This is a genomic window from Lactococcus sp. S64 (assembly GCF_016516525.1).
In the GTDB taxonomy this organism is placed as follows: domain Bacteria; phylum Bacillota; class Bacilli; order Lactobacillales; family Streptococcaceae; genus Lactococcus; species Lactococcus lactis.
Map to the genome: position 1 here is coordinate 1 of NZ_JACVUQ010000010.1, position 21,355 is coordinate 21,355.

The following is a 21,355-nucleotide window of genomic DNA, read 5'->3' on the forward strand; positions in this document are numbered from 1 at the left end:
TTATTACAACACGAGCAATCCTTATGCGACGACTTATTATGCCAATGGTTATGAATATGTGCCGAATTACATTGCGCCTGTGGTTTATTATGCGTCGACTTATGGCTATTACGGTGGAGGAACTTCTTATTCTCGTGGTTATGGTTATTCATCAGGAGGAGGATATAGTAATTCTAGTGGAGCTTACTATCCAAATTACGTGCCACAATCTGCTTATTATACGAAAGAAGCTCAACTTGTAGCAGAAGATAGGGAATATGATGGAGCTAGTACATACTCACTACCAAAAACTGGGAATGAGAGTGCAGCTTGGGCACCAGCACTAGGTTTTGGACTATTTACAGCCGAAGATGCGGGAGAAAGTATAGAAGTGCCACCAGTAGCGATTGGACTTGGAGTCGTTGCTCTGGTATCTTTGGTAGTTGCAGGAGGAATTTGGTTATTTAGTAGACAGGGACCAATTAATAAACCAAACAGAAAAAAACAAAATAGAGAGGTTAACAATAAAAATCGTCAGAATGGTAAGTTTAAAAGTAATTCTAATAAAGATCCAAATCGTGCAACAAAAAAACATACGCCTGGAAGGGGACATAGAGGAAATAAATAATTATGAACTATGAAATTAAACTAAATATTCTTCCGTCCGTTAATAGATTAGTTGCGAAGGAGATTATAAAATATATTGATTGGCTAAAAGAAAGAAATTCATTTCCAGAGCAATTGACAATTATTATTACTGGGGCTTCTTATCTTGTTAGTGATAAAACTGGAAATCATGTGACTTCTACATTCGGAAAGCCATGGGGAGAGCAAAAAGATTATTATATGAAAATAGCGGTAGGAGATTTTTTTGAGATGCATCGCTGGGGGAGAAGAAATGCTGTTTATAGTATTTTAAATGATATATCGTATGGTCTTATGCAATACTATGATTTACTTAGTACAGAAAAAGCTGATTTTAATGAAGATGAAATAGATAAAAAGGCTACCCAACTAACAATCGACTATTCTATTGAACGAGGCGTTTTGCTAGGGGATATGTACAGAAAAATACATCATTGGGGAATGTCGGCAGTTAGAAAATATAGAAATAGTAAATCAAATAGAATAAAGAAGTGAGAAATAGGTAATGTTTCAAGAAATTTATACAAAAGATAATGAAGAGAATTTTTATGTTGGTAAAAAGCTTGGAAGGAAAGAAAAATTTTATCTTTATGAATTGATAGATGATAAAGGACGTTTTCTTTCTATATCTTTAATACATAAAAATATTATTAATAAAACAATAGATTCAAGCGAGTATCTGGATTTAATGAGTTATTTTGTGAAAACAAATGGCAAATTTTTTGATGTTTTCAATCTTTCAAGAGATTTTGAACCAAAAAAATTCAAATTTTCTCACCTGCTTAATAAAAATATCCTTTATGCACGTGGGAAAAAAGACTTGATAGAAATATCAAAAGTTGTAAAAGTTAAAGAAGAGAGTCTATTTTTAGGAAAAATAGACTCCCCATTATATGACTCTATTGGTGAAGAACTTTCTGAGGTTTTGTTTAGTGATTTTGAGAAAGTTGATATAGTCTCAGTTGAAGAATATTTAATGAGGCAGTATTTGAAAAAAATGTAAATATTCAGGGGGAAAATAAAAGATGTTTAAACCAAAACTATGGATTAAACCAACAAATACAAAGTGGCTTGTTAAAGAAATATCTCAATATTTGGATTGGATAATAAAAAAAGGAATTTTTGATGGAGAAATAAATATCTTTCTTACAAATGCTAAATTTGTTTACGATTCTAGTGCTAGAAAAAGAGAAGGAAACTTTTTCGGACCTTTTGATAAATCAATTATTCCGTCACTTTATTTTCCGCTTGGAGATATTTTTAGGACAATATCTCGTAGAGGAAAAGAAAATGCGGTCTGTGATTGGCTACAATATTTAACGCTCTTTCTCTATGATTATGTAGATTGGCAAGAAGATAGGGAGTTCAATAGTGAATTAAACAATGACTTAGCAGATAAAATGATTTATGAATATATAGATTTTAAAAAAATTAGCTTTGAATCAGAGGATAGAAGAAAAAGAGAAAAAAGAAAGCGGGCAAAAAATAAGGGTAAGAAGAAAGAAAAAAAGAATAGACACATGAAAAGAATTTGAAAGGAGTTTCTAAAAAAATAAATGAAGGATAGAAAAAATGAGAAAATTACGTACAATGATAGCCTAGAAAATTTAGACGATATATTTTTAATCAAAGATAAGAATAAACCTAAAACAAATAAAGAAAGAAGCAGTGAAGAAAAAGCAAGGGAAACTAAGCAAATTGTGGATAATCTTAAAAAGATGCAAGGTCCTGGAAAGAGATTGAACGAAGAACAGAAGAATGAAGTTCACTATGAAAGAAATGGATTCGTTAGATTTGAGAGTATTACTAAGCAAAATCCAAGAAAAATTAAAAGAGGAAAAAGCTATCAAGTGTTTATGGAAAATATAGATATTTATCTTGATACTAATGAGGTTAGATTAGAAATAAAAAAACTGCTTCAAGATACTAAAGATTATTTACTTCAAGGAATCTTTGATGTTCTTGATGCTAATCGTTATCTTAGAGGTAATATTTATTTTCTAGTTCATCAAGGGAGTCAATTAAATGATTATGAACGAAAGTTTCTAAAATCATTTAAAAATATCATTACAATCATTAGTATTTGTGTGATATCATGCTTAATCTTTAAGTATATTTAAGTGATAAAAGTTTCATAATTAGTATGAAAAAAACAGAAGAGCATGTGCTCTTCTATTTTTTATCATACCTCAATCCCATCGCGTTGATTGAGACAATCACGGTTGAGATTGACATCAGGACTGCTGCAATGAGAGGGTCAATATAAATCCCTGTAAATGGATAAAGAATACCCGCTGCAACAGGAATAGCAATAATGTTATAGCCTGCTCCAAACCAGAGGTTTTGTTTCATTTTTCTAAGCATGCGTTTGGAGATATTAATCATATCCAAGACGTCACTTGGATTGGAGTTAACTAGGACGACATCAGCGGTACTGATAGCAACCGAAGTTCCTGCTCCAATCGCAAAACCAATCGTAGCAGTTGCAAGAGCTGGGGAATCATTGACACCATCACCAATGAAAAGCACGCCGGCTTTCTTTTGGTACTCTTTCACAATTTCTGCTTTATCTTCAGGTTTTAATTCCGCTCTAAATTCGGGAATATTTAGTGCACTAGCAATTTTTTGAGCAGTTTCTTTATTATCACCCGTGAGCATAACAGGGGTAATTCCTTGGGCTAATAAACCATTAATAAAGGCTTTCGCGTCTGATTTAGGAGAATCTCCTAAGGCAATAAATCCTAAAACATCTTGTTGTTCATTGATTAGGAAAGATACAGTTAAACCTAAATCTAAATATTGAGCAATCTTTTTTTCATCATAAGAAAGTTGATTTTCACGAAGATATTTATAGTTAACAATTTGATAAAAGTTTTGATTAACTTGCCCTTTAATCCCAACTCCTGGAATATTTTCAACCGCTTCAACTTTTAGATTTTCAAGAGGTTTAGCAGCTGAAACGATTGATTGAGCAATCGGGTGGGTGGAACTTCCTTCAAGTGCTGCCATGATTTGGAGAATGTCTGTTTCATCAGTAAAATCAATAACATTACGAACAATAAACTTACCGTCAGTTAATGTTCCCGTTTTATCCATTAAGGCATATTTAATTGTATTTATTTTTTCTAGAGAAGTTCTGTTTTGAATTAATAAACCATTTTTAGCAGAAATACTGGTTAAGCGAGAAACAACAAGTGGAACCGCAAGACCTAAAGCGTGTGGACATGCAATTACAAAAACAGAAACCGCAAGAAGTAGAGCAAAACTAAAGTTAGAACTAATTGTCCAAAAAACTAATGAGAAGATACCAACAATAAGTGCGGCATAGAAAAGGTAACCAGCCACTCTATCTGCCATATTTTCCAAATTAGATTTTTGAGCTTGGGCTTTCTTGACTAATTCGGCCACTTGATTGAGAAATGAATCTTTTCCAAGGGTTGTGACTTTCATCTCAAATGGTTGGTTTTGATTGAGGGAACCACCATAAACAAGGTCATTTGTTTTTTTATTGACTGCTCGGCTTTCACCAGTAATCATTGACTCATCAACGAGCGCTTCACTTAATATAAGGCCATCTGCAGGTATTTTCTCATTTTCTTTCACTAAAAGTAAATCGCCAACTTTTAGTTCTGAAAGCTCCACATCCTTCCCACTTTTTAAGTGAGCTTTTTTGGGAACAAGGCTTGCTAAATCTTTCAATGCATCGCCAGCACCCATGATTGCTTTCATCTCAATCAGGTGACCAATCAACATAATGACAATTAAAGTTGCCAGTTCAAACCAGAAGTTCATGCCCATATGTCCGTTAAGACTCATGATTGTGGCGTAAACAGAATAAGCATAGGCAACGGTAATTCCCATTGTAATCAGCATCATCATGGCTGGCTTACGGCTTTTTAATTCACCTTTTGCTCCGCTAAAAAAAGGAGTCCCAGAGTAAAAGAAGATAATTGTACCAAGGATGAGTTGCAAAATTTCACTTCCGGGGAATTTAAGGATAGTAAAGCCCGCGATTGGTGAAATGAGTAGAAGCGGAATCATAAGAATGATAGCCACTTTGAGCTTTTTACTCATATCACCCATATGCATCATGTGTCCTCCATGATTCATCATATCCATATTGTCCATATCATGCATATTATCCATATTGTGCATGTTGTGCATCTCATGGTTTTCGTGCTCCATATCCATCATTTCATGATTATGATGATGCTCAGACATCATTTCATCGTGATTAGACGAATGAGTTTTATTTGACATATTTTCCTCCTAAATGAATGCTTTGAATTTTCTATCTATATATAGTTTACAATTGTAAACCATCAAAGTCAAGGGAAAGGTAACAGCAAAGAGATACTAAGAATTCAAGTTTTAGTATGAGTGGAGTGATAAAAGCAATTCAGATTTGCTAGATTCATGCTATGCTATTTTGGCTTCCGCTGAGTCAGATGGTTCAACAACATCTTCAAGTATATTGACTAATCCAAATTTATCTTCAAATGAAGCAAAAGTTTCGACCTTAATTTCTAAGGTATCAAGTAGTCCGAGTCTTTCAAATTCATTAAGCGCAACAATCTTACAACTTGTACCAACTGTAACGAAAGAAGAACTTCCCAAAACAGGTGCTGATGACGATTTAAGTTTAGTATTAGCAGAATTGGGATTAGGCTTAGTGGCAACGTTAACTATTGGAAAAGTTAAATATAAAAAAAGGTTTTGAGTAGTATATTTTAATTAAGGACTTCTTTTCTTTGGAAAGAAGTTTCTTTTTAATTTGGAATTATTCCTTTATTAAAAATTACGAACAATTTAAAATAAATAAAGAAAAAGGAATGATGATGATTAGAGGATGAATGTTAGCTTATGGTATAATAGTTCTATGAACTTGATAGATGGAAAAGCACTTGCTGCTAAAATGCAAGCTGAGTTGAAAGTTAAAGTCGATAAATTAAAAGAAGCGGACAATGTTCCAGGTCTTGCCGTTATTCTTGTGGGCGAAGATCCTGCGAGTCAAATTTATGTCCGAAATAAAGCACGACAAGCCACAGCAATTGGTTTAAATTCTAGTGTGGTTCGTCTACCAGAAACTGTGTCAGAACAAGAACTGTTAGATTTAATTGAACAGTATAATCAGTCAGAACAATGGCATGGTATTTTGGTACAATTGCCATTGCCAGAACATATTTCTGAAGAAAAGGTTTTACTAGCTATTGATCCAGAAAAAGATGTGGATGGTTTTCACCCAATGAATATGGGGCGTTTGTGGTCTGGGAATCCTTTGATGATTCCCTCAACTCCAGCCGGTATTATGGAAATGTTCCGTGAATATAATGTGGAACTTTCTGGTAAACGTGCAGTTGTGATTGGTCGTTCAAATATCGTCGGAAAACCAATGGCGCAATTATTAATGATGGCTGATGCTACTGTGACAATTGCTCATTCAAAAACAGAGAACTTGCGCGAATTGACTAAGGAAGCTGATGTTTTGGTGGTTGCTATTGGCCGTGACCGGATGATTAAAGCTGAGGATGTCAAAGAAGGTGCAGTTGTAATTGATGTTGGGATGAACCGTGATGAAGATGGAAAACTTCATGGCGATGTTGATTTTGATGAAGTAAAAGATGTTGCAAGTTTGATTACCCCCGTTCCTGGTGGAGTTGGTCCGATGACGATTACAATGCTTATGGAACAGACAGTTCGTGCAGCAAGTAGAAAAATGAATGAAAATAAATAGTTAATTAATAAAAGAGTAACTAAGTTTATAGTAATTTCTAAGGACTTATTTTTAAGTTAGAAGTTTTTTGAAGATAAACTTTTTACTTTTTTTCGATTTTAGCAGTAGAAATTTTACTAACAGAATGATTAGTAAAAAGATTAATTGAGAACTAAAGAGTGAGGGAATGACAGAATATTTATCAGTATCAACCTTAACAAAATATTTAAAAGCGAAATTTGACCGTGATCCATATCTTGAACGGGTTTATTTGACAGGAGAAATTTCAAATTTTAGAAGAAGACCAAATCATCAATATTTTGCACTTAAAGATGAGGGCGCTGTGATTCAAGCTACGATGTGGGCTGGACAATTTCGCAAATTAGACTTTGAATTAGAAGAAGGGATGAAAGTTTTGGCTGTTGGTCGAATCAGTATTTATCCACCTTCTGGCTCTTATTCTATAAATATTGAAAGTTTAGTTCCAGATGGCGTTGGAGCTCTTGCGGTTAAGTTTGAACAGTTGAAGAAAAAGCTGACTGCTGAAGGGCTATTTGAACAACATTGGAAACAAACTTTGCCACAATTTTCTAAAAAAATAGCTGTGGTAACTAGCCCGTCAGGAGCGGTCATTCGAGATATTATTACGACGGTTCAACGTCGTTTTCCGATGAGTCAAATCGTTCTTTATCCGACAAAAGTTCAAGGACAAGGTTCGGCTGAAGAAATTGCTGGAAATATCCGTCGAGCTAATCAACGTGGTGATTTTGATGTCATGATTATTGGTCGTGGTGGTGGGTCTATCGAAGATTTATGGGGATTTAATGAAGAAATTGTGGTTCGAGCGATTTTTGAATCACGTATTCCAATTATTTCATCGGTTGGACATGAAACAGATGTGACTTTAGCTGATTTTGTTGCTGATAGTCGTGCAGCGACTCCAACAGCGGCAGCCGAATTAGCAACACCAAATACAAAGGTTGATTTAATAAATTGGGCGAATGAGCAGGAAAAACGACTTTTTAACCGCTTAACACATTTAATTAAAATAAGGCGTGAACGAGTAGATAAATTAAGCCAGTCAGTCGTTTTTAGACAGCCAGAACGCTTGTACGATGGACACTTACAAAAACTTGACCGTTTGTGTGAACGTTTGTCAGTGCTGACGGAAAATAAAGTTGCAAATATGAAACACCGTTATGAGCTGTCAGCTGGGAAATTAATTCCGACTTACGGAAAGATAGTTGAAGCTAAAAAGAATAAGACGGAGCAACTTTATCAGTCTTTACTTTTATTAGATATTTCGAAAATAAAAGCGCGTGGTTTTTCCCTCGTTACTGACGAAAAGGGAAAGATTATTAAATCCGTAAGTGATGTGAAAAAAGGTCAGACTTTAGATGTTGAATTGACTGACGGAAAAGTAATAGTGGAGGTAAAATAATGGCAACCAAAAAAGAAGATGTAAAATTTGAAGATAATTTGGCAGAGTTAGAAAATATTGTTCGTAAGTTGGAATCTGGTGATGTAGCGTTGGAAGATGCTATTGCTGAATTTCAAAAAGGAATGAAAATTTCGGAAACTTTGAAAAAAACACTCAATGAAGCGGAAGAAACATTAGTAAAAATAGTTGGAAAAAATGATCAGGAGAGTGATTTCTCTCCGGAACAGAAAGACTACTAAAATAAAAAACCTTTGATTTTTCAAGGTTTTTTATTTTAGACAAAATTTTACTGACAAAAAAGCCTATTATTCTAATATCAATCTTATTTATTATATACTAATAGTAGATAGAGTTATGGTCAAGTCTTTTATAGAAAGAGTAGATTAAATGAAGAAAAAATTTGTATTAGCGCCAGATTCTTTCAAAGAAAGTTTGAGTGCGCTGGAAGTTTGTCAAGCAATGGAAAAAGGAATTAAAAAAGTATTTCCTAAGGCTGAAATAATTTCTATGCCAATGGCTGATGGTGGTGAGGGAACAACAGATGCTTTGATTGATGCAACGGGTGGACGACGGGTATATAAAAAAGTACAAGGTTCATTTGCAAATACAAATGTAGAGGCCTATTTTGGTATTTTGGGAAACTCAAATACGGCGGTCATTGAGATGGCAAAGGCAAATGGTCTGGAATTGGTTGCTTTGGAAGATAGAAATCCATTGATTACATCAACCTATGGAACAGGACAATTAATTAAGGCTGCAATGGATGAAGGAGTAGATAAAATCATCATTGGCATTGGTGGAAGTGCGACTAATGACGGTGGCTCTGGAATGGCTCGTGCTTTGGGAGCTAAATTTTTAAATAAAGACCAAGAAGAGATTCCACTTGGTGGAGGTTTCCTTAAAGAAGTTAGAACAATTGATATGAGTGATTTTGACCCAAGAGTGGAAGAAATTGAAATATTAATTGCTACTGATGTCACCAATCCTTTAACCGGAAATAATGGCGCTTCTTATGTTTTTGGACCACAAAAGGGAGCAACTGAGGAAATGGTCAAAGTATTGGATGAAAACTTGAAGCATTATGCAGAAATTGTTCATAATGATTTTGGGAAAGATGTTAAAAATAAACCGGGAGCTGGTGCAGCAGGTGGTTTGGGAGCAGGTTTGCTTGCTTTTACCAATGCAAAAATGCAATTAGGAATTGAGCTTGTTGCACAAACAATATACTTAGAAGATAAAATTAAAGAAGCTGATTATGTATTTACAGGTGAAGGTGGAATGGATTATCAGACAAAATTTGGTAAAGCACCCTATGGCGTCTGTAAAATTGCTAAAAAATACAAGAAACCTTGCTTTGCTTTGGCAGGATATATTGGGGATGGAGCAGATGTTCTTTATGACGAAGGAATGACCGCTATTTTTGGTGTTTTGAGTCAAGCACAATCTTTGTCAGATGCCTTGGCTGACGGCGCAAAGAACGTTGAGCGAACGAGTGAAAATATTACAAGAGTATTAGCAATGAATGAGCAAAAGGCTCACTTATAAAAATGGAATGGATTTAAAAAATAAAAAAATTTCCACAAATCATCACGGTTTTTAGCCGTGAATTTTGGTATAATTAGGGTAATGGATACGAAGATACTAAAGTTAGAAGACTTTTTAACTGAATTTTATGAAAGCGCTGAATTTCCAACTGGCTTAGCCGAATCAGCAAAATATTCTTTATTGGCAGGCGGTAAACGAATTCGCCCTCTCCTTTTTTTAAACCTATTAGAGGCTTTTGATTTAGAATTGAGTAAGGCTCATTATCATGTGGCAGCCGCACTTGAGATGATTCATACGGGTTCTTTAATCCATGATGACTTACCAGCAATGGATAATGATGATTATCGTCGAGGGCAGTTAACTAATCACAAGAAATTTGACGAGGCAACTGCAATTTTAGCTGGTGATACTTTATTTTTTGACCCTTTCTTTATCCTTTCAACTGCTGATTTATCCGCAGAAATAATAGTAGCGTTGACGCGTGAATTGGCCTTTGCTTCAGGTTCTTATGGAATGGTTGCGGGTCAAATCTTGGATATGGCTGGTGAAGGAAAAGAGTTGACATTAGCTGAAATTGAGCAGATTCATCGCTTGAAAACTGGGCGACTTTTAACTTTTCCTTTTGTAGCTGCTGGAATTGTTGCTCAAAAATCAACTGATGAAGTTGAAAAACTTCGTCAAGTGGGGCAAATATTAGGATTGGCTTTTCAAATTCGAGATGATATTTTAGATGTCACAGCAACTTTTGCTGAGCTTGGAAAAACACCAGGTAAGGATATTTTAGAAGAGAAATCAACATATGTTGCTCATTTAGGACTTGAGGAAGCAAAAAAATCACTGACAGGAAATTTGTCAGAAGTTAAAAAATTACTGACAGACTTATCAGTTACTGACAGCTCTGAAATTTTTAAAATTATTGAGCAATTGGAAGTGAAATAAAAAATAGAAATATAAAAAGAAATTATTAGTTACATTTCTAAGAAAAATACGTATAATTACTATAAAGAAAGATCTACATGAAAGAAAGAATTGACGTACTTGCCACGAATCAAGGTTTGTTTGAAACACGAGAGCAGGCCAAAAGAGGAGTAATGGCTGGTCTAGTTGTTGATAGTAAATCAGGAGAGCGTTACGATAAACCTGGTCAGAAAATTGATGATGGAACAGAACTTCGTCTTAAAGGTGAAAAGTTAAGATATGTTAGTCGAGGAGGGTTAAAATTAGAAAAGGCTCTTAAAGAATTCCATTTAGAAATTAATGGAAAAACTTGTCTTGATATTGGTTCTTCAACTGGTGGTTTTACTGATGTAATGCTTCAAAATGGTGCCAAATTAGTCTATGCTTTAGATGTTGGAACCAATCAATTGGCTTGGAAAATTCGTTCAGATGAACGGGTTGTCGTTATGGAACAATTTAATTTCCGAAATGCTGTTTTAGCTGACTTTGAACAAGGAAGACCGTCATTTACTAGTATAGATGTTAGTTTTATTTCTTTAGATTTAATTCTACCGCCACTTTATGAAATTTTGGAAGAAAATGGCGAAGTAGCAGCTCTTATTAAACCGCAGTTTGAAGCGGGACGTGAACAAGTCGGAAAAAATGGAATTATTCGTGACCCTAAAGTTCACCAAATGACTATTGAAAAAGTTTTAAAAACAGCCACTCAACTTGGTTTTTCAGTAAAAGGTTTGACCTTTTCGCCAATCAAGGGTGGGGCTGGAAACGTTGAATTTCTTGTCCATTTACTTAAAGATGGAAAAGCAGAAATTGCTCAGCAGGTTAATATTGAATCAGTTTTACAAAAAGAAAGTGAAGAACTATGAAAAGAGAAGACCGATTAAACTTTATTGCTCAATTTATCCGTGAAAACGAAATTAAAACGCAAGAAGAACTTGTGAATACCCTCTTAACTCATGGAATTGACGTTACTCAAGCGACCGTTTCCCGCGATATTAAATCACTTGCCCTAATCAAGGTGCCAGCTGAATCTGGTGGTTATCGTTATGATTTACCAAAAAACAAGGAAGTTTTACAGTCAAGCCTTCATAAAGCCTTAGCTTTTGATGCAATTACGGGAACAAAAATCAAAGATAATATGCTCTGGATTCTTGCTAATCCAGGGACAACAAGTCTTGTGAAAAATTATCTTTTGGAAGAATATAGCGATGATATTTTTTCAATCATTATTGATGATGATAGTGCTTTAGTTATTTTTGAAACGGAAGATGATGCTAAAAATCTTTATAATTTACTGACAGAATTTTAAATTTACTGACAAGAATATTGTGACAAAATTCTGCTGAATATTTTGAGCGAATTAATAGCTGTCAGTAAAAAAGATAAGGTTATTGGGTTACTAATAGCCTTGTCATTTATTTTTGAGAAAGGAAATTTTGATGTTACAAGAGATTTCAATCAAAAATTTTGCAATTATTGAAGAAATTCATCTATCCTTTGAGAGTGGAATGACGATTTTAACTGGGGAAACTGGTGCGGGAAAATCAATAATTATTGATGCAATGTCTTTATTATTAGGTGGGCGTGCTTCGAGTGATTTTGTGCGGCATGGGGCAAACAAAGCCGAAATAGAAGGTCTCTTTTTCTTTGATAAAACTCCAGAATTGAAGGCGGTATTATTAGAACTTGGCTTTGAAGAAGTAGATTCTGAAATTATTTTAAGACGTGAGATTTTTGCTAATGGTCGTTCCGTTTGTCGAATCAATGGTCAAATGGTTAATTTAGCTACGCTAAGACAAGTGGGTGAATTATTAGTTGATATTCATGGTCAACACGATAGCCAAGAATTGATGAATCCGAAAAGCCATCTTCGTTTACTTGATGAATTTGGTGACGAAGCCTTTGAACAGATAAAAAATAATTACAAACTCAAATTTGAAAACTTCAAAAATTTGCGTCAACAGCTCAATTTACGACAAAAAAATGAGCAAGAATTTGCTCAAAGAATTGAAATTCTTCAATTTCAGGCTGAAGAAATTGAAGCGGCGGAAATTAATCTTGAAGAAGATGAACAATTAATTAATCGCCGAGAAAAGTTAAATAATATTAAAAATATTGCTGATTCGCTTAGTAGTGCTTATCTAGCGCTTGATGATGAAGATAATGATTATTCAAGTCTTAATAATATCCGAACAACAATGACAGAATTGGATAAAATTAGTAACTTTGATAATGACTACCAAGAGCTTGCTGACAAGACAGCTGAAAGTTATTATGTATTAGAAGAAGTTGCTAATCAAATTCAAAGAATCATGAGTGATTTAGAATTTAATCCAGCTGAACTTTTACAAATTGAAGACCGGATTATGACCTTGACCACTTTGAAGAAAAAATATGGCCCAGAACTGTCCGATGTGATGAACTATTTAGAGAAAGTCCAACTTGAACTCTCAGAACTGACGGGTTCAGAAAATGACTCAGAAAATCTAGAAAATTCAGTTAAAGTTGCACAAGTTCAACTCATTGAAGCAAGTAAAAAACTTAATGAAGCGCGCCATAAAATTGCCAAAGAAGTTGAAAAAGATATTAAACACGAACTTTCTGAGCTTTATATGGAAAAAGCTGATTTCAAAGTTAGTTTTGAAGGGGCAAAATTTTCAGCAAACGGGAATGAGCATGTTGAATTCTTTATTCAAACCAATCCGGGAGAAGGATTTAAACCGCTGGCAAAAACAGCTTCGGGTGGTGAACTTTCACGTTTAATGCTCGCTATAAAATCAAGCTTTTCAAGACGTGAAAATAAAACAGCCATTGTTTTTGATGAGGTCGATACTGGTGTTTCTGGCCGTGTTGCTCAAGCGATTGCTAATAAAATATATAAAATTGCTAGACATGGGCAAGTTCTTGCAATTTCTCACCTTCCGCAAGTTGTGGCCATTGCCGACAGACAATTTTATATTGAAAAAGCTTCAACCGATGACATTACTACTTCCACAGTTAGAAAATTAAACGCTGAAGAAAGAGTAAATGAAATTGCGAAAATGCTTGCTGGTGAAGATTTAACTAAAGAAGCCTTAGCTCAGGCTAAACGTTTATTGAGCAAATAAATCGAATATTATTAAGAAAAAGTCTTGATTTTTAATCAGGGCTTTTTATCTTTTAGATGACAAAATCATAATTAGTGTAAAATTGCAACCACAAATGTGTATATACCGAAAATAATAAATGTTAAAATTAAATTGTAGTTACACTATTAAAAATATTGGAGTATATGTGAAAGTAAATAAAATTTGGATTTTAATCATTTTGGTCTGTTTGTTTTTTTCAATTTATGGGCATTATAATCAAAATTATTTTTTCTTGTTCGTAGGTATTGTTGGTGCCTGTGCGGGAATAATCTGTATGTTATGTGAAATGCTGATTCAAATTCTTAGAAATCAAAAGATAAAAAAATAAATTTTAAAAAGCTAGTTTTAGATAAATTTCTTTGATTTGTTAGCAAATGTTACTGACAAACCTTTTAAAAAGGGCTAAAATATATTCATAAGCTATGTGCCAACTTCCAAGTCAGAGAGCCATAGATAAAAACGCCTTCTCCTATATAAGATAAGGGCGTTTTTATTATAAATTCGAAGCCTCATTTATTGGGGCTTTTTATCTCCAAAGGAGATATTATGAAGTAAAATTAGATTTTTTACCATTAAGAACTTCTGTTAAAGTTCTTTTATGAATTAAACTCAATATGTTATAATGAGATATCAATCATAGTACTGAAAGGAGAGGTTTGTAATTTAAAAACTGAAGTCGTATTTTATAATTTAGGAGTTGAAAATGAGTAAAACACGTTTAGAAGCATTTACGGATGCTGTCATCGCAATTATCATGACTGTCTTAGTTTTAGAATTGGTCCGTCCAGATTCAGATAGCTTACAAAGTTTTATTGCTTTACTTCCGCATCTGGGTGTCTATTTTGTAAGTTTTTTTATACTGGCTATTTACTGGGTCAATCACCATCATCTTTTTCAAAGCATCAAAAGAATTAATGGAAAAGTTCTATGGATAAATATTAGTTTTCTTTTTGTCTTATCACTTATTCCTATTTTTTCTAACTGGGTATCAATCTATCCTAATTCATTTATCCCAGAATTAGGCTATGTGATTATCTTTTTCTTCGGGAATTTTATTTATCTACTTTTGACAAGAGAATTATTAAAAATCAATGGACATCGTAAAACTTCTGAGACAACGATTAGAAAAAATATCCTAAGTGTTGTGCTCAATATTGTCAGCATTTTATTAGGTTATTTTATAGCTCCAGTAATCATGCTTGTTGGTTCAGCCTTAATTTTTTCAATGTGGGTGATTCCAGATAAAAATATTGAAAAAATGTTTAAATAATCTTTTAATAAAAATATGAGTTTACTTAATAAAAAAGTTTGGAATAAATAACTGACCTTCTGTCAGTAAATAATATTATAAGTAAAGAGGAATAACAATGATTAAAGCATACATCAAATATTGGAAAAAAGCAGGAGATTTAAAATCTTATTCAAATCGTTCGGATTATTGGTGGGTTTTCTTGACTAATTCAATCATATTTGCGATTCTCAGCATTTTAAACTTTATGGTGACAATCCCTAAAGCTGGGAAAATAATGAGCCAATCTGCAACTTTATCACAAAAAGAAATTATTCAACAGGTGACAGACTTATATGCCAACCCCACGGGTGGAGCATTAGTAATAGTTATTGTTACAGCTCTCATTGGTCTAGCTATTCTTGTTCCTAATATCAGTTTGACAGCTCGTCGTTTACGTGATGCTAGGTTTCCTTGGTGGATTGCTCTTGTTTTTGGAGTAGCTGCAATTTATGGGCTAGTTACAATGTTTATTCATCAAGATTTTCTAGCAAAAATGGGTTATTTTGTTGGATTTATCAATTTCATTATTTATATTCTTTGCCTTTTTCCAACCAAATATGGCATTGACGAAGAAGATGATTCAAGAACTTATGAATAATTTTAAAAATAGAGAGGAAAAATATGGTTCAAGCTTATAAAAAATTTTGGCTGGGAGCTTTCACTTTCAATAAAAAAACTAGTCGTAAAGATTTTTGGTCAGCCTTATTAACTCATATCATAATATTTGTCATCTTGTTTAAAGCTTATCATTTCTTTAATCTACTAGATTTTTATCAACTAACGACTTTATGGCAAACTTTTGCTTCATTCTTTCAATTAATATTTAATCTATATTTCTTTGGAAGTTTATTGTCCTTCATTGCTCTAACTGTTCGGAGATTGAATGATGCAGATTTGCCTTGGGGACTTATTTTTCTTAATTTTATCCTTGGTCTAGGAACTCTTGTGCTCTTGATACTTAACCTATTTCCAAGTTCGCCTAGAGCTTTAAAATTCAAGGAATACGAGATTAGTTCTTCTCAAGAATTTAATAATTTACCAGAGACAGAGACATTATCAGGTATATTCAAGGACTATTTTAAAAATTACTTTGAATTTCGCGGAAGAACGACAAGAAGAAATTTTTGGTGGGTGCAACTGTTTTGGGGACTGACCGTTATTCTTTTTCTGTTTTTAATCTATCTTTTCAATCAATTTGAACAAATAATGTTTGGCTATAATTTTATTGGTAGTATGGTCTTGCGTTTATTCTTTTTCCTATTTATCTTAGGAACATTTTTCCCACAACTTACGATTCATGTAAGACGCTTAAGAGATGCTGGTTTGAGTAATTTAGGATCATCACTTTTGTTAGGTGGAACAAGTGGAATATTAATTTTCTATCAAATGTTCACGAAGACATTAAAAATAACATATACAACCGGTCACTATCAATTAGTTCAATATCTCTTATTTTTACTAGTAATGATTGCAGTATTGAGTTTAATTCTTGTAGAAGTAATGGCGACAGGAGAATTAAAAACGAATAAAAAAAATTCTTTATTTGAAAAAATAGACTGATTAATTTCAGTCTATTTTTAGTATTAATTGTTAAACTATAAAAAGTCATGTTTACACAACTTGTAAATTGAATTGACATCAAAGAAGCCAGTAATAGATGCAAATGCAGTTCATGTAAGCCTTTTTATTAAAAAAATCTTTACATAATCATGTAAACTACTACAAAAATAGAAAAAAAGTGATATAATAAACTGTAAGTATACAAGGAGGACGGCGCTCTTGCCAAAAACAATAGCATTTAAGCATGATACAGTCTTACTACATGAAACCGTAGATATGCTTGAAGTAAAGCCAAATGGAATTTATGTTGATGCGACACTAGGTGGCGCAGGACATAGTGAGTATCTTCTTAGTAAACTGACTAATGGTCATCTTTATTCATTTGACCAGGATGAAACTGCTCATGAAAACGCAAAAGTACGCTTAAGTGAGCAACTTGCAGAAGATAAAGTAACATTGATTAAAAGTAATTTTCGCTATCTTAAATCAGCTTTAGCTGAATTAGGAGTCACGAAAATTGATGGAATTCTTTATGATTTAGGAGTTTCCAGCCCACAATTCGATGATAGTCAACGAGGTTTCTCTTATAAAAAAGAGGCAAGATTAGACATGCGGATGGACCAAAATCAAACTCTTTCTGCTTATGAAGTTGTAAATGATTATCCTTACGAAGCATTAGTTCGCATTTTTTTCCGCTACGGCGAAGATAAATTCTCTAAACAAATTGCTCGTAAGATTGAACAAGCAAGAAAAATTAAACCTATTGAGACAACAATTGAGCTTGCAGATTTAATAAAATCTGCATTGCCTCAAAAAGAACTCAAGAAAAAAGGGCATCCAGCCAAACGCATTTTCCAAGCGATTCGTATTGAAGTAAATGATGAACTTGGAGCAGCGGAAGAATCAATCGAACAAGCCATTGATTTATTAAAAGTTGATGGTCGAATCTCGGTAATTACTTTCCATTCTTTAGAAGATCGTTTAACAAAAACAATTTTCAAAGAATATAGTACAGTTAATGTTCCCAAGGGATTACCGATGCTTCCTAAAGATATGGAAGCTAAACTAAAATTGATTAATCGCAAACCAGTTCTTGCAAGCGAAGAAGAACTCGAATTTAATAATCGAGCTCATAGTGCAAAATTAAGAGTAGCGCAAAAACAAAGAGATTAATCAAATAACAAGTTGGTCTAATAAAGAGGGTTTTCCCACTTGAGGATTGTTTTTGGATGTCTTATATAAATGAAATAACAATATTTAGCTTTTCTCTTTTTAACAGTGAAGAGAGTAAGTTGAATTTCTTTAGTAAGATAAACGAGTGGAGGCAAAGATGGCAGCACAGCCTAAAGAATACTTCGATATAGAAACTGCGGCGAAAAAAGATAGTTATCTCATTGATACGGAAACTTTAGCGCCAGAAGTTCTAGCAAGTAAGTTTAAAAAGTTTTCTGGTGTTGAAAAGGTATTCTATCTGACAATGGTAGTTGCTGCTTTAGTGTTGGCTGTTGGTCTACTTTATGTTAAGACTAAGACACTTGAAGTTCAAGGGAATACAATGGACTTACGTTCAAAAATTTCTCAAGAAACAACCCGAAAAACTGAGTATGATCAACAAATTTTAGATTTAACATCAGGTACTAAAGTGCTTGATACGGCGAATAAAGCTGATTTAAAACAAAATCCTTCTAATGTATTGAAAGCAACGAAATGATAAAATTTTTAAAAAAACTAATTTTCTTTCCTTTTAGAAAAGTATCACGAAATGCCCGAAAAACGAATTGGAGTACAGAAAGAAATCGTAAACGAGTAGGTAAGAGCCTGTTTTTCCTAGCTATTGCGCTGTTTACGGTTTTTATATTTCGTTTTGTCTGGCTAATTACCGTCAATCATGTCGGTGGAACCAATCTTACAACGATGGCCAAGAGCAACTATCAAAGCACAGTAACGGTTCAGGCGAAGCGTGGAACAATATATGACCGTACAGGTGCGGCCATTGCGGTAGACTCAAGTACCTATACAATTTATGCTGTAATTGATAAAACACAGGTTGATTCAAATGGAAATCCTCTTTATATTGATAAGAAAGATTTTACCAAAGTTGAAGATTTCTTGAATAGTAAACTTGGAATTGACCGCGATTTAATTAAAAAGCAGCTCAATTCTAAATTGAAACAAGTTCAATTTGGCCCTAAAGGTAGTGATATCTCTCTTGAAAAAATGAAAGAGATTCAAAAAGCGGCTGAGAATGAAAAAATTGTTGGACTTGGTTTCACGGCAAATATTTCTCGTTCTTATCCTTTTGGAAATTTTGCTTCTCAATTTATTGGTATTGCTCGTCCTAAAGATGAAAATGGTACTCAAGCTCTCAAGGGTGATATGGGCTTGGAAAAAGCCTTCAATAATGTTTTGAGCGGTGAAAATGGTAAAGAAACTTATCAAAAAGATATCTATGGTCGCCCAATTCCAGGAACAACTAAAGTCATTGAACCTGTTAAAAATGGTCAAGACGTTTATACTACACTTGATGCACAACTTCAAAGAAATCTTGAAGGATATATGGACAAGGCGGCTACGGATACTGGAGCACAACAACTTTCAGGAACTTTAGTTGATGCTCATACCGGTGAGATTTTAGCAACAAGTCAACGTCCAACCTATACGGCAACAACGATCAATGATGCTGAGAAACAAAAGTATTTCACTTGGAACAGTTTGCTCTCACAATCAGCCTTTGAACCGGGTTCAACATTTAAAACTTTCTTGATGGCTGGAGCGCTTGATAGTGGAAAAGTAAATCTTAATGAAACTTACCAACGGAAACTTCAAGTTTATGATACAACGATTAATGACTGGGATGTAACAGAAAATAAAAGCTATACTTTGCCAGAAACAGTAACCTATGCTCAAGGTTTTGCTTTATCTTCAAATATTGGGATGAGTAAAATTGAAATGAATATGGGAGATGCTTTATGGGGAAGTTATCTTAATAAATTTAAATTTGGTCTTAAAGTAAGAGCCGGTTTAGATGGTGAAAATCCGGGAGCCCTTCCTTCGTCAAATGCCGTTTCGCAAATTCAATCTTCATTTGGTCAAGGGGTTGCGGTTACTCCACTTCAATTGATTAGAGGTTGGACGGCTATTGCTGGAAATGGAACAATGCTTGAGCCACATATTGTCAGTAAAGTAGTAGATCCGAATACAAAAACAAGTTTGACTTCTAAAGCAGAAGTTGTTGGACATCCGGTCTCTAATGATGCAGCAAGTGGTGTGCGTGATTTGATGTTAACAGTAAATACTGACCCTGTTTACGGAACATCTTATTCAACAAGTGGCGATTCTGAGCAAAATCTTGCTGCTGGTCCTTTATTTATGGTCAATGGTGAACCGGCTGCGGTTAAAACGGGGACGGCCCAAATTGCCTCAACAACGGGTGGTTATATGACAGGTTCTCAAGATTACCTTTACTCTGCTGTTGTGATGTATCCTGCTAAGAATCCTGATTTTATTTTCTATATGAATGTAAAAATTCCTACAGAAAGTTGGACACTTAAATATATTGCTCGAGTGGCAAATCCATTGTTAACAAGTGCTGAAGCAATGAAAAATGATTTATCAGTTAGTGCTGATACTGATACTAAAGCTGGCAAAGTGACCATTGAGAATTATAAAGGCAAAGATTCAGGAGATACCGCTGATAGCTTACGCCGTACTGTCCTTAGTCCGGTTATTATTGGGACAGGGGCAAAAGTAACTGCTCAATCGATTGCTGAAGGTGAAAAAGTTTCAGCAAATTCACGAATTTTACTTTTGACGAATGATAAAGATCAGGTGATGCCTGATATGTATGATTGGTCGAAAAAAGAAGTTGAGCAATTGGCTAATTGGTTTGGAATTAAAGTAACTTATGAAGGGTCAGGAAATAAAGTCTTGACTCAAAGTATCGAAACTTCTACCAATGTTAAAAAAGGTCAAACTCTAACTGTTAAAATGGGAAATTAAAAATTATTAATTGAGGCTCCACAGACACTAGTCTATGTGGAGCTTCAAAAATTAGGAGAAGAAAATGTTATTGAATGGAATAGTGGCGGCGGTAATTACAATGATTATAACAATCATTGGTATTCCTCGCTTCATTATGTTCTTCCACAAGAAAAAATTGGGTGGGCAACCAACCCTTGAAGATGTAAAACAGCATGCTAGTAAAGCTGGGACTCCTACAATGGGCGGTTTTGTCTTCGTTGTTGTGAGTTTAGTAGTTTCATTAATTGCCGCTTTGGTTTTTGGCAAATTTAGTCCAGCTTTCATTACTGCGTGGTGGGTCTTTGCCATGTATGCTGTCATTGGCTTCTTAGATGACTTTTTGAAAGTATTCAAACAAATTAATGAAGGTTTGACTGCCAAACAAAAAATGTTGGCTCAAATTTTAATTGGGATTGTTTCCTATTTCATTTACAGTCATGGCGAAAAATCACATATTATTCATCTTTTAAGTTGGGAATTTAATATTGGGATTTTCTTTTCAATTTTCATTATTATTTGGCTTGTGGGTTGGTCAAATGCGGTCAATCTTACTGACGGAATCGACGGTCTTGCTTCAATCACTGTTGCGATTTCACTGACAGCTTATGCAGTTATCGCAGTAGCACATCAACAGTACGATGTTTTGTTGATTATCTTGTCAGTCATTGGTGGTTTGCTTGGATTCTTTGTCTTCAATCACAAACCAGCAAAAATTTTCATGGGTGATGTTGGTTCCTTGGCTTTGGGGGGGTTTCTTGCAATTGTTTCAATCTTACTTCATGCCGAATGGACTTTGCTTTTAATTGGTGCGGTTTATGTCATTGAAACACTTTCAGTGATGCTACAAGTTGCTTATTTCAAGAAAACAGGTGGTAAACGTATTTTTAGAATGACTCCTATTCATCATCATTTTGAACTCGGTGGATTTTCTGGAAAAGCAGCTGGTTGGTCAGAATGGAAAATTGACATTGTCTTCTGGTTATTTACAGCAGTGCTGTCAGTAATTGCGCTTTGTATTTACTTTGCTTTTTAATTAATAAATTTACTGACAGAATGGTCAGTGAAAAGTCGCTCTT

At 34.2% G+C, this 21,355-nt stretch carries 21 protein-coding genes and 1 pseudogene; 21 read left to right on the top strand and 1 reads right to left on the bottom strand.

The window, feature by feature from the left end:
* The 5 genes and pseudogenes from IAE51_RS10010 to IAE51_RS10030 all read left to right on the top strand — a co-directional run.
* A pseudogene (locus tag IAE51_RS10010) lies at positions 1–607 on the top strand (cell wall anchor protein); the annotation flags it as partial.
* A gap of 2 nt (positions 608–609) precedes the next feature.
* Positions 610–1,119 carry a hypothetical protein gene (locus IAE51_RS10015; protein ID WP_058206782.1) on the top strand — a complete coding sequence of 170 codons (510 nt, stop codon included), beginning with the start codon at positions 610–612 and terminating at the stop codon, positions 1,117–1,119.
* 10 nt (positions 1,120–1,129) lie between these two features.
* Positions 1,130–1,627 (top strand): hypothetical protein, encoded by a 498-nt coding sequence (locus tag IAE51_RS10020; protein ID WP_058206781.1) that lies wholly within the window; start codon positions 1,130–1,132, stop codon positions 1,625–1,627.
* 22 nt (positions 1,628–1,649) lie between these two features.
* Positions 1,650–2,159 (top strand): hypothetical protein, encoded by a 510-nt coding sequence (locus IAE51_RS10025; protein ID WP_058206780.1) that lies wholly within the window; start codon positions 1,650–1,652, stop codon positions 2,157–2,159.
* 21 nt (positions 2,160–2,180) lie between these two features.
* Positions 2,181–2,744 (top strand): DNA repair protein, encoded by a 564-nt coding sequence (locus IAE51_RS10030; RefSeq protein WP_233611058.1) that lies wholly within the window; start codon positions 2,181–2,183, stop codon positions 2,742–2,744.
* A gap of 52 nt (positions 2,745–2,796) precedes the next feature.
* Here IAE51_RS10030 and IAE51_RS10035 read toward each other — a convergent pair whose 3' ends face one another.
* Positions 2,797–4,884, bottom strand: coding sequence for a heavy metal translocating P-type ATPase (locus IAE51_RS10035; protein ID WP_200095310.1), 2,088 nt, complete (start codon positions 4,882–4,884; stop codon positions 2,797–2,799).
* A 145-nt stretch (positions 4,885–5,029) separates the two neighbouring features.
* On the opposite strand from IAE51_RS10035, the gene IAE51_RS10040 reads away from it, so the two are divergent.
* The 16 genes from IAE51_RS10040 to mraY all read left to right on the top strand — a co-directional run bounded on the left by IAE51_RS10040 (position 5,030) and on the right by mraY (position 21,312).
* A complete protein-coding gene (locus IAE51_RS10040) occupies positions 5,030–5,344 on the top strand; it encodes an LPXTG cell wall anchor domain-containing protein (RefSeq protein WP_233611059.1) in 315 nt (104 codons plus the stop codon).
* 159 nt (positions 5,345–5,503) lie between these two features.
* Positions 5,504–6,358, top strand: coding sequence for a bifunctional methylenetetrahydrofolate dehydrogenase/methenyltetrahydrofolate cyclohydrolase (locus tag IAE51_RS10045; protein WP_058203626.1), 855 nt, complete (start codon positions 5,504–5,506; stop codon positions 6,356–6,358).
* A 166-nt stretch (positions 6,359–6,524) separates the two neighbouring features.
* Positions 6,525–7,778 (top strand): exodeoxyribonuclease VII large subunit, encoded by a 1,254-nt coding sequence (gene xseA / locus IAE51_RS10050; protein ID WP_200095311.1) that lies wholly within the window; start codon positions 6,525–6,527, stop codon positions 7,776–7,778.
* The gene (locus IAE51_RS10055; RefSeq protein ID WP_003131346.1) at positions 7,778–8,017 is read left to right on the top strand and encodes an exodeoxyribonuclease VII small subunit; all 240 of its coding nucleotides are present in this window, start codon (positions 7,778–7,780) and stop codon (positions 8,015–8,017) included. Before xseA ends, IAE51_RS10055 begins: the two co-directional genes overlap by 1 nt.
* Positions 8,018–8,165: 148 nt before the next feature.
* Positions 8,166–9,323, top strand: coding sequence for a glycerate kinase (locus tag IAE51_RS10060; RefSeq protein WP_200095312.1), 1,158 nt, complete (start codon positions 8,166–8,168; stop codon positions 9,321–9,323).
* A gap of 81 nt (positions 9,324–9,404) precedes the next feature.
* On the top strand, positions 9,405–10,262 hold the full coding sequence (locus IAE51_RS10065; RefSeq protein ID WP_012897509.1) for a polyprenyl synthetase family protein: 858 nt from the start codon (positions 9,405–9,407) through the stop codon (positions 10,260–10,262).
* Positions 10,263–10,339: 77 nt separating this feature from the next.
* Entirely contained in the window at positions 10,340–11,146 is an 807-nt protein-coding gene (locus tag IAE51_RS10070) for a TlyA family RNA methyltransferase (RefSeq protein WP_015426159.1), read from the top strand.
* Positions 11,143–11,589, top strand: coding sequence for an arginine repressor (locus IAE51_RS10075; RefSeq protein ID WP_058206774.1), 447 nt, complete (start codon positions 11,143–11,145; stop codon positions 11,587–11,589). The genes IAE51_RS10070 and IAE51_RS10075 overlap by 4 nt, the downstream gene beginning before the upstream one ends.
* 130 nt (positions 11,590–11,719) lie before the next feature.
* Complete coding sequence (gene recN / locus IAE51_RS10080; protein ID WP_200095313.1) at positions 11,720–13,387, top strand: DNA repair protein RecN; 1,668 nt, start codon at positions 11,720–11,722, stop codon at positions 13,385–13,387.
* Between the two features lie 724 nt (positions 13,388–14,111).
* Positions 14,112–14,678, top strand: a complete 567-nt coding sequence (locus IAE51_RS10085; protein WP_003131353.1) for a TMEM175 family protein — start codon at positions 14,112–14,114, stop codon at positions 14,676–14,678.
* A 97-nt stretch (positions 14,679–14,775) separates the two neighbouring features.
* Entirely contained in the window at positions 14,776–15,297 is a 522-nt protein-coding gene (locus IAE51_RS10090; protein ID WP_033899225.1) for a DUF805 domain-containing protein, read from the top strand.
* Positions 15,298–15,320: 23 nt separating this feature from the next.
* Positions 15,321–16,259 carry a DUF805 domain-containing protein gene (locus IAE51_RS10095; protein WP_200095314.1) on the top strand — a complete coding sequence of 313 codons (939 nt, stop codon included), beginning with the start codon at positions 15,321–15,323 and terminating at the stop codon, positions 16,257–16,259.
* Between the two features lie 219 nt (positions 16,260–16,478).
* Entirely contained in the window at positions 16,479–17,432 is a 954-nt protein-coding gene (rsmH, locus tag IAE51_RS10100) for a 16S rRNA (cytosine(1402)-N(4))-methyltransferase RsmH (protein WP_010905597.1), read from the top strand.
* A gap of 157 nt (positions 17,433–17,589) precedes the next feature.
* The gene (locus tag IAE51_RS10105; RefSeq protein ID WP_003131357.1) at positions 17,590–17,970 is read left to right on the top strand and encodes a cell division protein FtsL; all 381 of its coding nucleotides are present in this window, start codon (positions 17,590–17,592) and stop codon (positions 17,968–17,970) included.
* Positions 17,967–20,258 carry a penicillin-binding protein gene (locus IAE51_RS10110; protein ID WP_058203632.1) on the top strand — a complete coding sequence of 764 codons (2,292 nt, stop codon included), beginning with the start codon at positions 17,967–17,969 and terminating at the stop codon, positions 20,256–20,258. The genes IAE51_RS10105 and IAE51_RS10110 overlap by 4 nt, the downstream gene beginning before the upstream one ends.
* 64 nt (positions 20,259–20,322) lie before the next feature.
* Positions 20,323–21,312, top strand: coding sequence for a phospho-N-acetylmuramoyl-pentapeptide-transferase (gene mraY, locus IAE51_RS10115; RefSeq protein ID WP_010905599.1), 990 nt, complete (start codon positions 20,323–20,325; stop codon positions 21,310–21,312).
* Positions 21,313–21,355 lie beyond the last annotated feature (43 nt).